The 15,868-nt window shown below is 52.0% G+C and carries 14 protein-coding genes and 1 tRNA gene; 11 read left to right on the top strand and 4 right to left on the bottom strand.

The features are described from left to right. Positions 1-11: 11 nt before the first annotated feature. The 4 genes from JCM2850_RS20625 to yegD all read right to left on the bottom strand — a co-directional run bounded on the left by JCM2850_RS20625 (position 12) and on the right by yegD (position 6,094). Positions 12-1,220, bottom strand: coding sequence for a response regulator (locus tag JCM2850_RS20625; RefSeq protein ID WP_159105175.1), 1,209 nt, complete (start codon positions 1,218-1,220; stop codon positions 12-14). Positions 1,221-1,285: 65 nt separating this feature from the next. Then, positions 1,286-4,030: a PAS domain S-box protein gene (locus JCM2850_RS20620; protein WP_051525419.1), complete on the bottom strand. Its 2,745-nt coding sequence runs from the start codon at positions 4,028-4,030 to the stop codon at positions 1,286-1,288. A gap of 11 nt (positions 4,031-4,041) precedes the next feature. Beyond that, the gene (locus JCM2850_RS13590) at positions 4,042-4,410 is read right to left on the bottom strand and encodes a hypothetical protein (RefSeq protein WP_148301281.1); all 369 of its coding nucleotides are present in this window, start codon (positions 4,408-4,410) and stop codon (positions 4,042-4,044) included. 415 nt (positions 4,411-4,825) lie between these two features. Then, positions 4,826-6,094: a molecular chaperone gene (yegD, locus tag JCM2850_RS13585; protein ID WP_025872536.1), complete on the bottom strand. Its 1,269-nt coding sequence runs from the start codon at positions 6,092-6,094 to the stop codon at positions 4,826-4,828. A gap of 373 nt (positions 6,095-6,467) precedes the next feature. Between yegD and JCM2850_RS13575 the strand changes: the two genes are divergently transcribed. The 11 genes from JCM2850_RS13575 to JCM2850_RS19440 all read left to right on the top strand — a co-directional run bounded on the left by JCM2850_RS13575 (position 6,468) and on the right by JCM2850_RS19440 (position 15,798). Next, a complete protein-coding gene (locus tag JCM2850_RS13575) occupies positions 6,468-6,872 on the top strand; it encodes a hypothetical protein (RefSeq protein ID WP_148301280.1) in 405 nt (134 codons plus the stop codon). Positions 6,873-6,976: 104 nt separating this feature from the next. Next, positions 6,977-7,067 (top strand) — tRNA-Ser (locus JCM2850_RS13570). Continuing rightward, the gene (locus JCM2850_RS24115; protein ID WP_369384910.1) at positions 7,023-7,358 is read left to right on the top strand and encodes a DUF6538 domain-containing protein; all 336 of its coding nucleotides are present in this window, start codon (positions 7,023-7,025) and stop codon (positions 7,356-7,358) included. Before JCM2850_RS13570 ends, JCM2850_RS24115 begins: the two co-directional genes overlap by 45 nt. Positions 7,359-7,498: 140 nt before the next feature. Further along, complete coding sequence (locus tag JCM2850_RS13560) at positions 7,499-8,161, top strand: site-specific integrase (RefSeq protein ID WP_025872533.1); 663 nt, start codon at positions 7,499-7,501, stop codon at positions 8,159-8,161. 634 nt (positions 8,162-8,795) lie between these two features. Further along, the gene (locus tag JCM2850_RS21470; RefSeq protein WP_148301279.1) at positions 8,796-9,020 is read left to right on the top strand and encodes a hypothetical protein; all 225 of its coding nucleotides are present in this window, start codon (positions 8,796-8,798) and stop codon (positions 9,018-9,020) included. Between the two features lie 34 nt (positions 9,021-9,054). Then, positions 9,055-9,795, top strand: a complete 741-nt coding sequence (locus JCM2850_RS13550; RefSeq protein WP_025872531.1) for a hypothetical protein — start codon at positions 9,055-9,057, stop codon at positions 9,793-9,795. A 145-nt stretch (positions 9,796-9,940) separates the two neighbouring features. Beyond that, complete coding sequence (locus JCM2850_RS13545; protein ID WP_025872529.1) at positions 9,941-10,492, top strand: GNAT family N-acetyltransferase; 552 nt, start codon at positions 9,941-9,943, stop codon at positions 10,490-10,492. A gap of 324 nt (positions 10,493-10,816) precedes the next feature. Beyond that, positions 10,817-13,117, top strand: a complete 2,301-nt coding sequence (locus JCM2850_RS13540; protein WP_025872527.1) for a TonB-dependent receptor — start codon at positions 10,817-10,819, stop codon at positions 13,115-13,117. Between the two features lie 11 nt (positions 13,118-13,128). Continuing rightward, complete coding sequence (locus JCM2850_RS13535; protein WP_025872526.1) at positions 13,129-14,163, top strand: ABC transporter substrate-binding protein; 1,035 nt, start codon at positions 13,129-13,131, stop codon at positions 14,161-14,163. A gap of 139 nt (positions 14,164-14,302) precedes the next feature. After that, positions 14,303-15,037, top strand: a complete 735-nt coding sequence (locus JCM2850_RS13530) for an ABC transporter permease (RefSeq protein WP_199898349.1) — start codon at positions 14,303-14,305, stop codon at positions 15,035-15,037. Further along, a complete protein-coding gene (locus JCM2850_RS19440; RefSeq protein WP_199898348.1) occupies positions 15,034-15,798 on the top strand; it encodes an ABC transporter ATP-binding protein in 765 nt (254 codons plus the stop codon). Before JCM2850_RS13530 ends, JCM2850_RS19440 begins: the two co-directional genes overlap by 4 nt. The last annotated feature ends 70 nt before the right edge of the window (positions 15,799-15,868 follow it).

The following is a 15,868-nucleotide window of genomic DNA, read 5'->3' as shown; positions in this document are numbered from 1 at the left end:
ATCCTGCTGTTCTAATGGGGTGATTTACTCAAGAAAGGCTTGAGCAACTGCAATGCTTCATCAAAGTCATACACATTCACCAGCATGGTCAATCTGTCATAAGACATGCTGGTCAAGCTGGCGCGCAGGCCCTGGGTTTCCCTGATCAGAAAATCCTGCACATCGGCATCACGATTTTCCAGATACTGCTGCAATTTTTGCAGCAAGGCGGCATTATCTTCAGCTGACCTCAAGGCAGCGCTGGCATCCACTGTCGCGCCCTGATGTTGGTGCAACTCCTGCTGTTGGCTGAGGCTAAGGCTTACTGCCGAGATAGCCTCATCCAACTGGGATTCAAACACCTGCAGCGCAATCTCCACACCGCTATTTTCCTTCAGCGCCAGCTCCAGCCCGGCAGCGCTGCCTGCCAGGGCTTGAGCACCCAGATTGCCTGCCACGCCCTTGGTGGTATGCGCCAAGCGGATGGCATCATCCAGGCGTTGCTCATGTAGGGCCATGCGGATTTCCTGTGCCGCCTCTTTTTGGCTGGCTGAAAACTGCTTCAATAGGCGTGTATATAAATCCTGATTACCCGCCACCCGGCGCAGGGCCTCGGCCACGTTGAATCCCTCAATCTCCAGCACGGCATATCCTCCAGTTGCTTCCAGCACTTCAGCGTCCTTGGTTTGCTGATGCTGCGCATGCAGACACACCAGGGATTGATACAGCATGTCGGGGTCTATAGGCTTGGTGACATGGGCGGACATGCCCAGCTCCAGGCATTTCTGCCGCTCTTCCACCGTGGCATGGGCGGTCATGGCAATCACGGGCAAGGCATCAAAGCGCGTTTCACTGCGAATCAACCGTGTGGCCTCATAGCCATCCATTACTGGCATCTGCAAATCCATCAACACCACGTCATAGCTCGCAGGGCTGGCATGCAGCTTATCCAGGGCTACCTGCCCGTTTTCAGCAATCTCGACCACAGCGCCCACTGATTGCAGCAACTCGCTGGCAATCTGCTGATTGATTTCGTTATCTTCCACCACCAATAGCCGCATACCACTCAAGTCATAACTGACAGTGGGAGGGATAAACGTGCCCTCTTTTACCGTCTGGCTATATAACCCAACCAGGGTATCAATCAGCGTGGACTGGCTGACGGGCTTGACCAGGAAGCCTTCCAGTTTCAGGTCTTCGCAATCACGCCTGACTTCATCCTTACCATAGGCGGTCACCATGATGATGGCAGGCACATGCTCTAAATGGCTGTCCTGCTTGATCAGCCTGGCTGCATCAATACCACTCAGCCTGGCATTTTCCAGTCCATCAGTACCAAATCTACGGGCAATACATGTTGCATGGCCCTGACCGTGGTGACGGCTTCGGTGCCTGATTCGGCATAACTGAGCTTGAACGGCAGGAAGCCTAGCTGTCCGGTGAGTATGCTGCGTGCGGCGGCATTGTCATCCACAATCAGCACATGCAGATCATTCAACTCCTCAATCAAGACATAAGGCCGGGTTGGATGGCCAGTGCCGAACCAGGCGGTGAAGGTAAAGGTAGACCCCTTGCCTATGACGCTGGTAACCCAGATATCTCCCTGCATCAGTCCCACCAGGCGCTTGCAGATGGTCAGCCCCAGCCCGGTGCCGCCATATTTGCGTGTGGTGGAGCCATCCGCCTGGGTAAAGGGCTGGAATAGGCGTTGTGAGGTCTCTTCATCCATGCCGATGCCGGAATCGATGACATAGAACTGCAGTTTGACCTGCTCACCGTTGTGATCCAGCACCTGGCAACGAATGATAATCTGGCCTTCGGTGGTGAACTTGATGGCATTGCTGACCAGATTGAGCAATATCTGCCCCAGGCGCAGGGGGTCCCCCACCAGATTGCTAGGCACCTCATCACCGACATCAAACAGCAGTTCCAGCCCGGCATCGCTGGCATTGTGCGCGAGGGTATTGGTGACGCTGCTCAGCACTTGGTCCAGCGAAAACTCGATGGACTCGAGATCCATGCGCCCGGGTTCTATCTTGCTGAAATCAAGAATATCGTTGATGACTGAGAGCAGCGAAATGCCTGCGGAGTGTATCTTGGTGAGGTAATCGCGCTGCTTGGGATTGAGATCAGTCTTGAGTGCCAGATGCGCGAGACCAATCACGGCATTCATAGGCGTGCGGATTTCATGGCTCATATTGGCGAGGAACATGGACTTGGCCAGGGTCGCTTCTTCTGCGGTATCCCTGGCCTGACGCAACTGCTCTTCTACCATGCGTTTATCGGTAATGTCCTCAAATTGCCAGACGCTATGGCTCTCGGGGTCTCCCACCACCACGGCATGACCAAAGATACGGCACCAGAACTTGCTGCCGTCTTTGCGCGTGAATTGGTGTTCATCGGTATAGGTTTCACCGCGACGCAAGACTTCATAACCCAGCGCACCAACTGCGGCGTGAGATTCATCAGTACTAAACCACCTGCGCGTAGGCAGGCCTATCAGTTCACCAGCGCTATAGCCCAGCATGCGCTCAAACTTGCGATTGCATTGCACCACCACGCGGTTACGTAATTCGATAATGCCCAATGGGGCGGAATCCAATAGCGCTTTTTGCTGATCTATCGCCACGCTGAGCGCCTGTTGTGCCTCACGCTGTGCGGTGATATCGACAATGGACCCCACCATGCCGCCAGGGGAGCCATCGGCCAGCTTGAAGCCACTCACCCAGTACAAGACCTGGTGCATCTTGCCATCGGCAAACTCCATGGATAGGGCCTTGTGTATGGTGGCCCCGGTGGCAATCACATGCTCGTCTTCTTCTTGATAGGCCAGCCTGTCATCATGGGGCAGGTATTCCAGCTCCAGCACCTTTTTGCCGACTATATGGTCGCGCTTGACCCCAAACTCCTGCTCATAAGCCCGGTTACAACCGAGGAAGCGGCTATCCGCGCCCTTGAAGAACAAGGGGCTGGGGATGGTATCAATCAACTGCTGCAGGAAAAGGCTTTGCGCCTGGGTTTCCAGATCTATGCGTTTACGCTCGGTGATATCCTCAATGTAGCCGTTGTATACCACCTGGCCAGTGAAGGTACGTCTGGGCACGGCACGCGCATGCAGCCAGCGTATGCCATCGTGATGCTGCAGGCGGAATTCACCTTCCCACAGCACCTGCTTTTCCTTGGCCTGACGCAACACCTTGAGCAGATGGTTTTTGTCCTCTGGCAGCAAATGCATAAAGGCGTTTTGCCATTGCTCAAGAATGACGTCCTCTGAAACGCCCAGCAGTTCGGTGGCACCCGCATTCACAAAGCTGAAGTGCGCAGGGCTATCGCTACCCGCATGAATCTGGAATACGCCTATGGGCAAGTTGGCGGTCAGATTATCCAAACGCTCCTGTGATAATTTCACCTCGCGCTGCTCACCCAGCATGCGGTACAGCAGCAAGGCCAGCAATAATGAAATTGCCAGCCCGGCACCCACAATAGTCAGCATGCGCCCGGCATGATTGAACATCAGCGCCGGGCGCGGATGCACAATCAACTGGCCGTCAAAATTGGCCAATGAAAACGGCAGGTTAATATCAAAATTATCCAGCACATAGGCGTGATGAAGATCAAGGTTTTTGAGATCGCCCTGTTCATCTATGGAGCGGAGTATGGGCTGTATCATCTGCTCGCTATCCAGCAAAAAGATATCTACATCAAGCTTTTCCGCCTTTTGCTCTATTTCATGCTGCAGGGTATGAATGGCCACACGGCCTGAGATAAAGCCCTTGAGGTGCTGGCGGTCATGGCGCGGTGCGCCACGCTCAAATACTGGCACCTGCACCAGCACCTGGTGCGCATCTGCCATGGTGACAATCACGCTCAACCCTTCGCTAATGCCCTGCTCCAGCGCGGTTAACTCCGGGGAGGTTGCAGCGGTATCTACCCCCAGCAGGGAAGGATTAACGGCATCATGGCTATCCATGTCGCTGTAAAAAACCGGGAAGTATTCCGCCCTGGGCTGGACGGGAATGTATTTGCCCGAGCTAGGGTCTTGCTCCAGCAAGGCAAACTCTGTCAGGCCATCCTGACGTGCCGCTCGATAAATTTACCTACATCCCCAGCAAGGACGCGAGGACGCCATTGCAGCTCGCGCAATAACAGGCTGTTGCTGATGGCGTGGGAGGCAAACTCCCTGAACTCGGCACGATTAACACTTTGGCTGGCGTTGAACAGCCAGGCGGTGGTTTGTACCAGATCAACTGCATGCTGAATCTCGGATTGAATGCTGTGGTGCAGCTCTTGCGCAGCCGTATTGACCAGCTCAAGCTGGCGGGATTGCAAGGCAGTGTTGTAGAACTGGGTACGAGCAATCACTCCTGTCACGGCCATCCCGAAGATGAACACGGACAAAGCGAGTATCCAGCTATGCCTTCTCTTTCCCATAAGCACTTTCGTTTTGGTACTTGTTATGAAACAACCTGGAAAATGTTGCTGCTTATCCCGGCCATCATTTGTTCTTGACCATCAATGCATAGGTACGAGTCCAACCCACATACACCTCCAACCTCAATTGCAGCAATCACCTGACCTCAAGCCAGGCTACCCTGCCCGGCGGCAGGATGAATCAGCATAACTACATGCACACCATGTCAGAATGATGACCTGACGCAATCACGGATTGAAAAATCCCAAGAAATACATGCTGGGTAACCCCAGCACACCCATGATCGACAAAACCAGGCTATTAATCAGTCATGGTTCTAGCCATGGTTTAGCTGTGAATTAACTTGCTTACAATCGCAGTCCGAAAAATGAAAATAATGATACCTTATCTTCTTCGGCGAAAAACACAATAACTTTAGTTGGAAATCCCCGAAAAATGGCGGTTGGCAAACGTACTCAAACCACAAGCCACACTGCCATGCATATTGCCCGAGACAAAAGGCACCCCGCCGCCTACCACATTACGTATGACCTGTTGAATCACGGGTGACACCGCAGAACCGCCAGTCAGGTAAATCTTGTCGATATGGGCATCGCTGGCCTGACGTGCGTCTTCAATCACTTGACGGATTTTTTCAGTTGAACGTTCAATTGCCAAGCGGAAATCTTCCCGAGTTACCGCCAACTGCACTTCTGGCTCGATATAGTCGAGGTTGATCTGATGCTGCTCGGCATCGGACAAGGCAATTTTTGCCAGCTCGGCACTGCGCACCAGATAACTGCTGAGCTTGTTCTGCCAGACCTGATACAAGCGCTCACGGGTTTCATCGGCCTTGCCATGCACAGGCATTTCAAAGCGTGAATAAAACGCCTGCTGGCTGGGAATGCTATTCACGGAGATAGCGTCAAAAGCCTTGTTGTGCAGCTCATCCGTGCCGCGGCCAAACCAGGGCATAATGCTGTGCCAGCCCAGGTTGATATCCATATCCACCCCGCCTATGCGGTTGCCGGAATAAGCCAGCAAATCATCAGAGCGCTCACGCTTGGCCATATACGACGGCCCCACCTTCACTACTGAGCAATCCGTAGTGCCGCCACCTACGTCTACTACCAGCAATACCTCATCCTCACTCAGGGTCTGCTCATAATCCAACGCCGCCGCCAGTGGCTCATACATAAACACCACTTCATCCAGCCCAGCATCGCTAGCTGCCTTGCGCATGATAGCCAAAGCCTGCTGGTCACCTTTTTCACCATGAATACCGTGATAACGGATAGGCCTGCCGACCACCGCCTGGCGTAAATCCGCGCCAAAAAACTCACGGCCACGCTCAAGAATATGCGTCATCATGCGGGCGATGATGATCTCAAAGAAATCCAGCTGATCTTTATTGAGATCACTGCCCAGAAACACCTTGGGTGACTTCATAAACAGCCCATCGCCGGGGTGGCGCACATAAGCCTCTATCGCCTCAGTACCATACACCAGCCCCTGCGCATTACCCAACTGCTGACGTATGGTGAGCGATTCCACATCTTCATTAAGCTCGCGCTCAGTAAATGCGCGGTAAATGGCAGATGGCAGATAATGACTACCATGCTCCAGCTCCGCTTGCACTACTTTGCCGTTTTGTACCATGCCGATAGAAGAATTCGACGTCCCGTAATCAATGCCACACACCATAAGCTATAACAACCAATCACCAATTAATTAAGCCAGGCAGCGCCAGCAGGCAGCCGCCAAAAAGAAGCTGGAGTATAGCATCTGCCAGCTAGCGGCCTTATTGCCAAGCCAGGCCTGCACAGCGTTTTAATCATGCATGCATGTCACTAGAGGATTGCCAGGCAAGCCACAGCCTAAGCAGCCAAGTGCTGAGTTAAATAGCAAGCGCTGTATTTAGTTTAAAAATGAAATGTGCTGGCAAAAATCCGCACATTAAAGCCAAGCACAAGCACAGCATTAACATCATGTTTTATATAAACAACTTATTGGTAGTACACTGAACAGCAGCTACCTCACACGGGGTTGCCACCCTCACCACTTGCAGGCCAGCACCATGCCATTCAAACGCAAACTATCAAAGAGAACCAAAGGGTTATGGTTTGGCGGCCTGCTCGCGGCGGCCGTGCTAGTCATCGTGGTGCTGCGTGACCTCAGCTACTACATCAGCGAAATTCCACCCGGCTTTGAATTTGTAGATGTCCCCAGCGACGCTAGCGCCTTGTATTACGCCAAACATGAGCACAGCTTTACCGAGCTGAAAAACCTCATGGTCATGCGTCAGGCAGAACATCAAGCCAGATACCAGCTTTATGCCTTTGATTGCGTGAGAAAAAGCTATTTAACTTTGGATGAAGGCATCAAGCTGGAGCACATGCAACCGCCGATAGCCTATGAAGATTTCAGCCAGATCAAGCCCAACAGCAACGAATATTATTTGCTGAGATATGCCTGTAGATAGGCTTAGCGCTTTAGTGGCAGGGTTAAAGATATTGCGCGTAGAACCCACAATTGCAGGCTGAAGGTTTTACTCCCACCATCCGCTAGGCTATAATCGCCCTCCCCGGAGAGGTGGCAGAGCTGGTTGAATGTACCTGACTCGAAATCAGGCATACGTGAAAGCGTATCGAGGGTTCGAATCCCTCCCTCTCCGCCAATTAGGCATCCAAGCCTTCGCGGCAAGACCTACTACTTCCACGGTCGCATCCCTGATGATGTCGTCGCCCACTACGGTAACGGCACATCCACCCTCAAGACGTTCAGTCTTAACACCAGCATAAGACGATTGGCAATTCGGCTAGCCCGTGAGCATGCAGCACACGTGGATATTTTCATGCCTGTACTCATCAAAACGCTGAGGCACTTCTTCAGAAAGGAGTGCATCAAAGATGTTCGCTTGATACGCCGGGGTATGATGATGGAGCTTTGTGATCATTTATTAGCTTAGGGCCAGCACTTCCGCACTTTGGAAAAGAAAATCGCCCTGATCAGCGCCTTATTCCAAGTGGCCATGGATTGAGAACAGATTGTCAGCAATCCCGCGTCGCGCATTAAAGTGGCAAAGCCTAAGGTAATCAAGCCTTCCGCGTGTCATTTAACCAGGATGATCTCCAGCGCATCTTTAATTCTGGGATTTACCATGGCGACATTCCAAAGGCAGGCGCTGGAGCTGTTGCTATTTGGTTGCCAATCTTGGGTATGTATACCGGAGCACGCTTGAAAGAACTTGCGCAACTCATGGTATATGACGTCAAGCAAGATCCCAAGCATGGCTATTACCTGAATATTACAGACCTCAACGAGGAGGACGACGATGAGCATATCAAGGCCGTAAAAACCAATACCTCTAGGCGTCGCATCCCACTTCACCCTGATTTAATCAAGATCGGTTTCCTTACCTACTGGGAGGAATGCAAGACGCAGAAACACAGACAGCTATTCCCGCTCCTGAAAGTTGATCAGCACGGCAAATTATCAGGCAATTGGAGCAAATGGTGGAGTCGTTACATGAGAGCCGAGATTGGCATTACAGCCAAGTCCAAGGTGCTTCATAGTTTCCGCCATACATTCAAGGATGCCTGCCGGGAAGCAGGAATTGGGGAAGAGATTCATGACTCTCTGACGGGCCATTCAGGTGGTGGCGTGGGCCGCGTATATTGTAGCGAGTATTCTCTAGAGCAATTGACCAAGGCTATCGAAAGTCTGCAGTTTAATACACGGCTCACTGAGACTTGTAATGTGGAGGTGTAATAAGTTTTGTGTAAACGGTCATTTGGCAGGAAACTGCCGCTACTTTGCTTAGGAGTAATAATGACCGCAGCAACACCAGCCATCCCAAAAGATGTATTAGATAGCGTGTTGTCGGTGTACCCAAAGCCTGATGACCTAATTGGCTAAGCTCCCACCATGGATCAGTTGTTTGTCACTATAAGCAATATGAGCGAGAGCAAGATGTCTAATCCAATCTACATCCACCTGCTCTATACATAAACTGTAGTGCTTGAGCTACAATTTATCAAAACACCATGTCCAGTGACTTTGGCGTTTTTTTTTAAGGTGTCATTACCTGAAAAATTAGGGTGTGCCTCCACACTTAAGAACAATTAAAACAATTACCTGCAAAATAATAAACAGTTTAACACCCAAGAGGTGCATTTCTTGTGCATTTTAGGGAGTCTATTTTAGTTGGGCATCATCATTTAAGGCGCATTGAATACATGAATCACGACAACTCTTTTTCTGGTGATGTCGGCGTCGCTCTTCGAGTACGAGCTGTCGGTTTCGGTCAAACCCGCGATACTCGCTCAGTACCAACCCTTCTATCGAAAGGACGTGCCCCGGCAAGCTGGGGCACGTCCTCCCATGTCAAACGTTAGGGATAAATATGTCCGCACAGTTAGTTGCAGTAATTATTGATAATTTAATAACAATTGTGGGTGGTATTGTTGCAATACTCATAGGCTTACGTTTAGTCGGTCCGAAACCAGAAACCAACCCAAAATTTGATGCCTTTTATGAAAAATGGGGCAAGCACTTAAAATGGCTTGGCCCTTTCATTATCATATTTTCACTGATACAAATCGGTTTCTATTTTCATGATAACCCTTAAGCAATCATTCAAGTGTTAGGCACAGGAGACAAATGTGGTTAAGAAAGTTTTGATGTCAGTGATTGTTCTGATGATGTGTTCCCCTGTAGCAGCGGAGAGTATTGCGACGAACATTAATTCCACCCCAGATCCGACAGTTCCGATTAAGCATATCGGCGTTTATGTAACGCCTTACTACCAATCGGCCGACTCATCCGATGGCCGTCCAACAGTACAGGTAGCTAAGGCTTTTGATGATCAGCTCGCGTCTAACAAGATAGATGACATCTTGGCAGTTCGGGATGCAATTCAAGCTAAGCCGCAGCGTACAACGCCGATGACGCTAATGGTCTTAGCAATACGGCTCTATGACGTCGGCTTACGCGATGATGCTGTTTTTTGGTTTTATGCTGCAAAAAATCGCTACATAACGATGTCAGATGTTCTTGACGTTAATTCCGCTAGTCTTAGTCAGGCAGGAGAGGCTGTAAAGGCGTTTGCTGTTCTAGCTGGCCCATTCATAAATAGCTATGCGTTTTGCGATATAGCAAAGCAACGGGACGCTAGTGCAAGGTCGATTTCTTGGGTCGAACAGAACCCTTACGAAGTAATGTTTATGGAGCAGCTGCCGGCTCTCCCAGGAAATCGTACCGAGAATTTGAAGAAATCAATCTCCAGCATAAAAGAGAGAGCTTTGATGGAGCAAGAGTATTTTGATGAGCCAAAGAATAAAGAAGAGTTCCAGAAAAAACGAAAAGAACAGCACGTAGTCGAGCAATTTTGTTGGGCAGCTTGATCACGTAGTGCCCAACCCGTCATTCAATCCGACGCCGCTTCGCAGCACGGCTTAATCCAGGCGTTAGGCAGCAGCATACAGATAGACGCCTCTTCCGTTTTTGCCAGACCACATTTTGAAGACCTCAATCTCCTCGCGGTAAATAGTGTTAGCTACATCCATATTTGAATCAAATCGACTTATTTGCAGGCATTGGATAGCTGAAGACTTAGAGCCTCTCTTTAGCGTCTATTCTGATGCTGACGCAATGCGCTGGGTCGGTGACGGTCAGGCAATTACATGGGAGGCTTGTGAAAACTGGCTCAAGGTCACGCAGGCAAACTATATTAAATACGGCTATGGAATGTTTACCCTGGTAGAGCGAGAGTCGGGGCACGTGATTGGCTTTGCAGGTCTTGTGCATCCTGAAGGGCAACCTGAACCAGAAGTGAAATATGCGCTGAAGCGTTCTGTTTGGGGGCAAGGTCTAGCCAGTGAGGCGGTTCCGGCTTTACTGGCTTATGGTGCGTCATTCCACGGCCTTGGTCGAATAATCGCCACCGTTGCAGCAGACAACATTGCCTCTCAGCGGGTTTTAGCCAAGTCTGGAATGACATACTCAGGTGAGTCTTTGGAGGAAGATGGCTCTGTAACGCTCATCTTTGCATGGACTGCAAACTCATCTCATACCCAAGCCTTAATGCCGCTGCAATCTTGACTATGGTCTACAACTGAAATGGTTTACAACCAGCAGGATTAAAGCCATCACCATGCTGCATGGTGGCAAACAGCATGCTCTACTTCATCCAAGCCAATTACTCTCCCCTGCCCGCACACCACCAGCGTTGCTGTTAGTGATTCAAAATTACTGTTTCCCTTGCAACACTAGCGCAACAGTTAGCATTTTTTTCACTTAGGCTAATGAATTTTTATCACATTAATTCAACACCCTAGCCACACACCCCCTCCTACCCCTACCAACTCAGCCATGGCACATTTCTTGTTATAGACCTGCATTCTTTATTTCAACAAGACCTTTGCCATGCCGCGTACTCATACCCCTCAGCCAGGCTTCAGCCTCAAGCTGATCTCACTTGCCGTTTCTACCTTGTTCATCAGCCAGGCCTGGGCAGCTGAACCTAATACTGTTGAAACCACTGCTATTCAATCCAGTGATGTTAAATCCACTCATGCTGAACCCACAGCCTCTGAACAGGATGAGGCTAAAAAACCCAGCCAGACGGTCACACCGCCTTCTCTGCAAAAGGTGCTGGTGACCGCCGAGCGCCGGGTGGAAGATGTGCAGGGCATTGCTTCAGCAGTGACCGTGGTGGGGGGGGATAAGATCAGAAGTAATGAAGTACGTAATGCGGGTGACATTATCCGTTTTGTGCCCAATATGTCCGCCGACACTACCGATGGCCATGGCAGACCCAAGTTTTATATCCGCGGCATAGGCCTTTCTGATGCGTCTATCTGGAACACCAACCCCATAGGCACTTATAACGATGATGTGTATATCTGGAATGCCTCTACCGTAGGTTTTCCGCTGTTTGATCTGGATAGAGTAGAAGTGCTGCGCGGGCCGCAGGGCACGCTATGGGGCAAGAACACCACAGGTGGGGCCATCAACTTTATTTCCAAAAAGCCTACTTTCAAGCCTGAGGGTTATATCAAGGGTTCTTTGGGTAATTACGGTAACACTCTGGTTGAGGGCGCTGTCAGTGGTGCGCTGAAGGAAGATGTGCTGGCGGCGCGGGTTTCCATCCATAAGGAAGATAGTGACCGCCATGCGCAAAACCCTTATGTGCCGGGCAAGGAAGACTGGAGTGAATTTGCCATACGCACACAATTTTTGCTCAAGGTTTCTGATAGCTTCAATGCCTTGCTGAACGTGCACTACCGCGATTTTGATGGCCCGGTGCTGCAAAACGGTAACCGCCGCTCACCAGAAAATTCCCGCTCGCAAATTGGTATTCTGCAAAACCCCACGGACGAGCTGAAGCAACGCGGTGCTACTTTGACCTTGAACAAAGAGTTTGCCAATGGCAACACCCTGACCTCGGTCACTGGCCTGGAACGCTTTGAGCGTGACCAGACCAGTGTGGATGCCGTGACTTATGAATCTAGCCGTAACCGCAGCGAGTTCAGTGTGGATCAGTTCAGTCAGGAGCTACGCCTGGCTTCTAATAAGGCCAGTGCTTTCTCCTGGATAGTCGGGGGTTTCTACTTCAAGGGCAAGCTGGATTATGTGGGCCAGAATGGCGTGTTGCCAGGCTCGCGCAATGCCAATGGCAGCGCCAAGGCCATTACCTATAACAACACCGATTACGATCTTTCTTCCGAGAGTTTTGCCCTGTTTGGTAATTTTGCCTATGAGTTCACCGAGAAATTCAAAGTGGCCCTGGGCTTACGCCAAACCCGCGAAATCCGCGATATCGATTATCTCTATCAGGCATCACCTTCGGGTTTCAGCTATACCAACCCCTCACAATGGTGGCTCACCAGCAGCGTTAACAGGCTTAACAATGTCGCCGTGCAAGATACTTCCAAAACCTGGGATGCGCTGACTTACGATATCACCCCCACCTATCAGTTCACCGATACGTTCATGGGCTATTTCCGCCATGCCAAGGGCTTTAACGGTGGCAACTTCAATGCAGGTGCCACCACCCAGGGCCAAATCACCACCATAGACCCCGAGTACATCAAGTCTTATGAGGCTGGGGTGAAGACTGAATGGCTGGATAACCGTCTGCAAGTCAACGCAGCCGTGTTTTACTATGACTACACGGATATTCAGCAAAAAGCCGTAACGCTGGACCCGCTGGATGCCACCCGTCAGGTCACTACCTTTATCAACGCCAAGGGTGGTTACGTCAAAGGTGTGGATCTGGAAATTGTTGCCGCGCCTATCGAAAACCTCAGGCTGGCCGCCAATTTAGGTTTCAACCACACCAAGTTCACCGATTTCCAGGACACGCCAACCACCAATGTTTCCGGCAACTGGTTTAACCGTGTGCCGCGTGTCATGAGCAATCTGCAGGCAGATTACCGTTACCCGCTGGGCAATGGCGCAGCGCTGGTGTTCAACACTGATTGGGCGTACCGCAGCAAGGCCTACTTCAATGCTACGGATCAAACTAGTGCAGACCTGATTGAAAAAGGCTATTGGCTGGGCAACCTCTCCACGGGCTACCTCGCCGCCAATAACAAATACGAAGTCCGTTTCTATGCACTTAACGTCACTGATAAGGCTTACCGCAATACATCCCTGATCAATGGCCTGTTCTCCTACGGCCCATCGCGCACCTTCGGCGTTTCAGCCACTTACAGGTTCTAGGGAGTCAGCATATGAGCAAGCAGTCATTATTCACCAGCGGCAAATTGCGCTGGATCATCATCGCCCTGGTGCTGTTCAGCGCCATAGGTGTGTACGTCTGGAACAAACAACAGCATGCTTCTACTGGGCAGGATCAAGGCCTGGTGGGCTTCAAGATTGCGGGCGTGGCGGTGGGCAACCCAGACAAGCTCGAGAAAACCCTGCGCACAGGCGGGCCGCTGGGTTACGCAATTCACTTGGGCACTTTCCAGCAAGAACTGCGTGATGCGGGCTTCCGCTTTGATGGCATTGTCGGCTTTCCGCGTACGGCGGCCTCCCTGCTGGGCATGATGAGCGGTCAGGCCGAGCTGGCCACCACCGGGGATTCCCCCGCCGTGTTGTCGCGCGCACGTGGCGACAAACACAGGGTGCTGTTTGTCACCAGCCCGCACATGATTGAATCCTCATTCTGGGTGGTAGGCCGCAAGGGTGGCCCCAAACGCCTGGAAGACCTGAGCGGCCAGCGTGTGGGCCTGTTGTTTGGCTCCACCTTTGACTATGCCTTCCAGACCGCAGCCCAAGGCCTGCAATTGCAGGAGATCAAATATTCTCAGCTGCCCGGCAGCGCAGCCCTGCCCGCGCTGCAAAACAATCAGCTGGATGCCTATGTCACTTCAGCATCCATAGGCAAGCTATGGGTAGATCAGCATGGGCTGACGCTGATAGGCAAGCTGGGGGATGTGCCCTCCTCCGGCAAGATTGTCAGCGTGATTACTGCGCGTGAGGATTTTCTGGCGGCCAACCCGAAGTTTGCTGCCGCCTTCTGGCGCGGTATCAAGACCGGTATAGAAGCGATACAGGGCGACCCTGAAGCCTATTATCAGTGGATAGCTGACTCCACGGGTTACACGCTGGAAAACGCGCGCACCACCACAGGCATTAATTATGAAGACAGGCCGATTTCGGAAGAAGGTGTAGAGGCGCTGAAAAAACTGCTGGAATTCCGTCTGCAAAGCCAGGTGGCGCAATCCAACTTCTCGGTGGATGACTGGGTGCTGCGGCAATGAGTCAAGATTTGCATGCTGGCGAGCAACATCGGCAGCCACTGGTTTTAAGCATTCTACAAACACGCATACGCTAGAAACCCCAAAGCCCCTGCACGACGCCAGCCGTAAGCGCGGCCTTAGCCTGGGGCTGCGATTTCTGGTGCCGCTACTGATAGTCTCGCTGTGGAGTCTGGGGTCGTTTTATGGCTGGATAGCCAGCAATATTGTCGCCCCGCCCTGGGTGGTGCTCAAAAGCGCCTGGAGTTTGGCTGAGTCCGGCGTGCTCTGGCACCACCTGTCTATCTCGCTTTCCCGCGCTGGCCTGGGCCTGCTGCTGGGCGGCAGCTTTGGGCTGTGGCTGGGTATTACCGCGGGCTTGAGCAAGCTGGGTGAAGAGTTGATAGACCCAAGCTTTCAGATGTTCAGAGCCATTCCTTTCCTCGCTTTGATTCCCTTGCTGATTGTCTGGTTTGGCATAGGTGAATCATCCAAAATTCTGCTGATTGCCGCTGGTTCGGCCAAGCCCATGTATCTGAACGCCTACACTGGCGTGCGCAGTGTGGATAGAAAGATTATTGAGGCGGCCAAGATCTTCGGCCTCTCGCGCTGGGCCATGATCACCGAAATACACCTGCCCGCTGCCCTGCCCTACCTCATGGCGGGCTTGCGCCTGTCCATGTCCATGGCGCTGCTGGCGTTGATAGGTGTGGAAGTCATCAACACCACCCAGGGCATAGGTTTTCTCATGCTACAAGCGCAGGAATATTTCCGCACCGAGGTGCTGATTGTCTGCGTGGTGATTTATGCGCTGTTTGGCCTGGGCACCGATTTTCTCGTCAAGCTGATTGAGCGTATCAGCATGCCCTGGCGCCGCGCGCACAAGGAAAGAACATGAGTCAACACACATTACCTGTCGCCGTGCGCGTCAAGCAGGCTAGCAAGCAATTCAGCGTCAAAAAAGTGCTGGATCAATTCTCTCTGGATATCCATGAAGGTGAGTTTGTCGCCCTGCTGGGCAAGAGCGGCAGCGGCAAAACAACCTTGCTGCGCATACTGGCCGGGCTGGAGACTGTGGATGCTGGCGAAGTGCTGGTGCCGCCAGTGCGCACCGTGGTGTTTCAAGAACCCAGGCTGATAGAGTCCAAACGCGTGCTGCCCAATGTGCTGCTGGGCCTGCCCATAGATGATGACACGCGCAGGGCGGCTAAAAACGCCCTGGCTGAAGTGGGGCTGGCCAGCCATGAAGATGCCTGGCCCAGCACCCTCTCAGGCGGTGAGGCGCAACGCGTGGCGCTGGCGCGCGCCTTGATCCGCCAGCCACAACTGCTGATGCTGGATGAACCCTTTGCCGCGCTGGATGCCCTGACCCGCCTCAAAATGCAGGCCCTGGTGCAGTCACTATGCCAGCGCTACACACCTGCCGTATTGCTGGTAACGCATGATGTGGATGAAGCGATACAACTGGCAGACCGTGTGCTGGTGCTGGCAGATGGCAAGGTGGCGGTAGATGCTCGCATCAGCTTGAACACCCACGCAGCCGGGGCAATGCCGGCTTTGACCAGCTACGCCAGCAGTTGCTGCAGGCGCTGGGCGTGTTTCAGGAATAGCGGCCGATTATGCATGCGCGAGTGTGCGGGCAACAACCTGCGCCGCTAAAAGCAAACCGCCCTGCATCACGAAGGGCGGCATTTATGGGTTAAATATTTAGAGGTTTAATAGTTAACGT

The organism is Methylobacillus glycogenes JCM 2850 (assembly GCF_000617925.1).
Taxonomy (GTDB): Bacteria; Pseudomonadota; Gammaproteobacteria; order Burkholderiales; family Methylophilaceae; genus Methylobacillus; species Methylobacillus glycogenes.
The sequence above is the reverse complement of the archived record's forward strand: the minus strand, read 5'-3'. Positions and strand labels throughout refer to the sequence as shown.